At 38.6% G+C, this 3,259-nt stretch carries 2 protein-coding genes; both read left to right on the top strand.

What is annotated here, in order from left to right:
- Nucleotides 1-185 precede the first annotated feature (185 nt).
- Entirely contained in the window at nt 186-1,199 is a 1,014-nt protein-coding gene (locus GQR46_RS17965) for a patatin family protein (RefSeq protein WP_165741853.1), read from the top strand.
- A 419-nt stretch (nt 1,200-1,618) separates the two neighbouring features.
- Nucleotides 1,619-3,025: an alanine/glycine:cation symporter family protein gene (locus GQR46_RS17960; RefSeq protein WP_165741851.1), complete on the top strand. Its 1,407-nt coding sequence runs from the start codon at nt 1,619-1,621 to the stop codon at nt 3,023-3,025.
- The last annotated feature ends 234 nt before the right edge of the window (nt 3,026-3,259 follow it).

Here is a 3,259-nt window from a genome sequence, read left to right as displayed (position 1 = left end):
ATGTCTGTATTTGTTATTTAAATATTCAAAGTAAATTTGATTGCTATTTTTAGTATATATTTTGCTTTACATACCGTTCTGTTTTTTCAATCGAACTGATTTAAATAATCAATTTTAAGATATCATTTTTATTTTTTATAATGTATGTATTAAACCAAACATCATTAAATAAAGGTAGGTTCACCGTGAAGTCTCTAAATTGCGCAACAGCTAATTCAGTTAACAAAACAGCGCAACCAAAAGTTGCACTGATTGCTGAAGGTGGCGGGCAGCGAGGGATCTTCACAGCTGGCGTACTTGATGCGTGGTTAGAGCAAGAATATGACCCATTCGATTTATTCATTGGCACCTCTGCAGGTTCGCAAAACTTAACTAGTTACTTAGCGCGTCAAAAAGGCTATGCCAAACGCCTAATTAGAGGGCTTTCGCGTAACAAACGTTTTTTTCAGCTTGGTCGCGGATTAGTGGGTAAACACATAGTTGATTTAGATTGGTACTTTGACAAAACCACTGAGGTAAAAAGAGCCATAGATTTTAAAACAGCTAAAACGAGTTTGGGCGCGCGTGAGCTACTTATAACAGCCACTAATGCACGAGACAGAAAAGCATATTACTTATCGCCAACAGGTGAGAGTGGCCAATGGCGTGATTTGTTAAAGGCTTCTAGCGCACTCCCGTTTTTATACAAACAAGGTGTAAAGTTAACACCTTGGTTAAACGCAAAAGCAGCTAACGAAATACACCTTGCTGAAGAGCAAGTACAGAGCGATTTTTATCTAGACGGCGGTTTAGCAGCTCCATTACCAGTACGTGAAGCTTACAACCGAGGCGCTCGTAAGATTGTAGTAATAAGAACGGTTGACGCTAATTTTCAAGCGCAATCTGCATGGGTACAAAAGCTAAGAGCATTTGCTATAGCATCAGGCTATTGTCCAAAAACATTGGACTACTTGATACAGCATGAGAAAGCGTATTTAGATGAGCTTGAGTTTATTGCAAATCCACCAAGTGATGTTGAAATAATACAAATTTTTGCAGACGAAAAACTGCATAGCAAATTATTAGGTAGTTCAAATAACGATTTACGTTTTGATCATAAATTAGGCTTAGATGCCGGTCGCTCATACTTAGCAATGCAAAATTTACAGATTAACAGCAACAACCATTACAGTGCACCTACACAATACAGCTATAACTAATTAAATATAATTACAAAATAGCGCATAACTTTATGCGCTATTTTTTTGCCATTCTTAATCCTCATTACGCCTCATATAAACCTTACTGCATCAAAATAAAAACTATTGCATCCCGCACCTATGCGTAAAATAAAATACTGAATCTTAAAAAGATATTATTGATTTTTTAACTAATCAATATAAAGTGTAGGTGTGATTTATTATTCACATTTATAGAAATAAAATTCAATGTTAAATGTGCTTACTTACAGATTATTAAACACCAATACACACTTCACTATCGGGTAAAGCCAAACTTAAACACTATTATGTTTAACGCATAATGAGCTGCCGGAGTTTTAAAGTTGAGTAGCGCTACATGCAGAGTTTAAAGTCGGTGCTAACATAAAGTAAAAGTATAAAATAAAAAAGGATTAGTAATGTTCGATACCGTCGTCAAAAGTGTAAACAACCTTTTGTGGGGAGAGGGTCAGGTACTTATTTATATACTTTTGTTTACAGGTATATGGTTTTCGGTACGACTAAAAGCAATTCAAATACTTAAATTTAAACATATGTTTAGCCTTTTAAAAGGCAGCAGTAAATGTAAAAAAGACGACATTTCATCATTCCAAGCGTTGTGTACAGGGCTTTGCGCACGAGTAGGGACAGGTAATTTAGCCGGTGTGGCAGTGGCAATTTCACTTGGCGGCAGCGGCGCTATATTTTGGATGTGGGTAATCGCCATATTGGGCATGGCTACAGGCTTTGCCGAAAGCGTACTTGGGCAAGTATATAAAGTGCGCGATAGTGGCGGCGAGTTTAGAGGCGGCCCTGCGTATTATATTCAACAAGGTTTAGGCAGTCGCGCCTTTGCCATTGTGTTTGCTGCGTGCTTGTTTTTAGGTTACGGCTTTACGTTTAGCGCAATGCAAACTAACACAATTACCGACGCGCTTAATTACGCGTTTGAAGTTCCTACATTTTATTCAGGCTTGGTTATTACCGTACTCGCAGGCTCAATTATCTTGGGCGGCTTTAAAGCAATTGCCCGATTTGCAGAGCGTGTTGTGCCCATAATGGGCATTGTGTTTGTACTTGCTGCCGTAATTATTACTCTTATAAATTTCACGCAAGTACCCGCCATGCTTAAAGATATATTTTTATCAGCGTTTGGTTTACAAGAAGCAGGCGCCGGTGCAATGGGTGCAGCTATTAAAAACGGTATTCAACGTGGTTTATATTCTAATGAGGCGGGCGCGGGTAGTGTGCCTCATGCATCAGCAAGTGCCAGCCCTATTCCTAATCACCCTGTAACGCAAGGTTACATACAAATGCTAGGTGTATTTTTCGATACAATAGTACTGTGTAGCTGTACCGCCGTTATTATTTTATTAGCCGATATAGACATTAGCGGCGAAATGGAGGGTATTCGTTTAACACAAAGCGCGATGACCGCTCACTTAGCACAAGGTGGTGTTTACTTTGTAGCAGCTGCCATTACCTTATTTGCATTTACATCGGTGGTTGCAAATTACGCCTATGCAGAGAGTAACTTGCACCTATTTAAGTTCGACAACAAAGTAGGGCGCGGGATTTACACTTTGCTTTATTTATCAATGATGCTGTGGGGCGCATCAGCTACGTTAAAAGAAGTCTGGGATTTAGCTGATATTGCCTTAGGGTTAATGACAGTGGTTAACGTTATCGCTATTATACTGTTAACGCCGACTATTTTGTCTGTTACCAGCGATTACCACGCACAAAGAGACAAAGGTTTAGAGCCCGAATTTAAAGTAAAAGATGTAAAAGTACAGGGCAAATGCGAAGACGGCATTTGGGATTAATTAACGTACTTTAAGCACACTTAACTATAAAAAGCGGTTTTATGGCAACATAAAGCCGCTTTACATTTTGCATAAATATTCACTTTAAGTATTATGAAAATAACTACAGCAACCAAAATAAAAGGCACAATTTTTTAGATGATAGAGATTCACGCAGGGAAAACAGCGGCTAAAATTATTAACGAACAGGGCTTTAAACCAGAACTTTTCACCTCCTTTTTAGGCGCAAGTGGT

It is taken from the genome of Pseudoalteromonas sp. Z1A6, from assembly GCF_011378745.1.
Classification (GTDB): Bacteria; Pseudomonadota; Gammaproteobacteria; order Enterobacterales; family Alteromonadaceae; genus Pseudoalteromonas; species Pseudoalteromonas arctica.
Note: the sequence above shows the minus strand (reverse complement) of the source record. Positions and strands in the feature narration are given on the sequence as shown.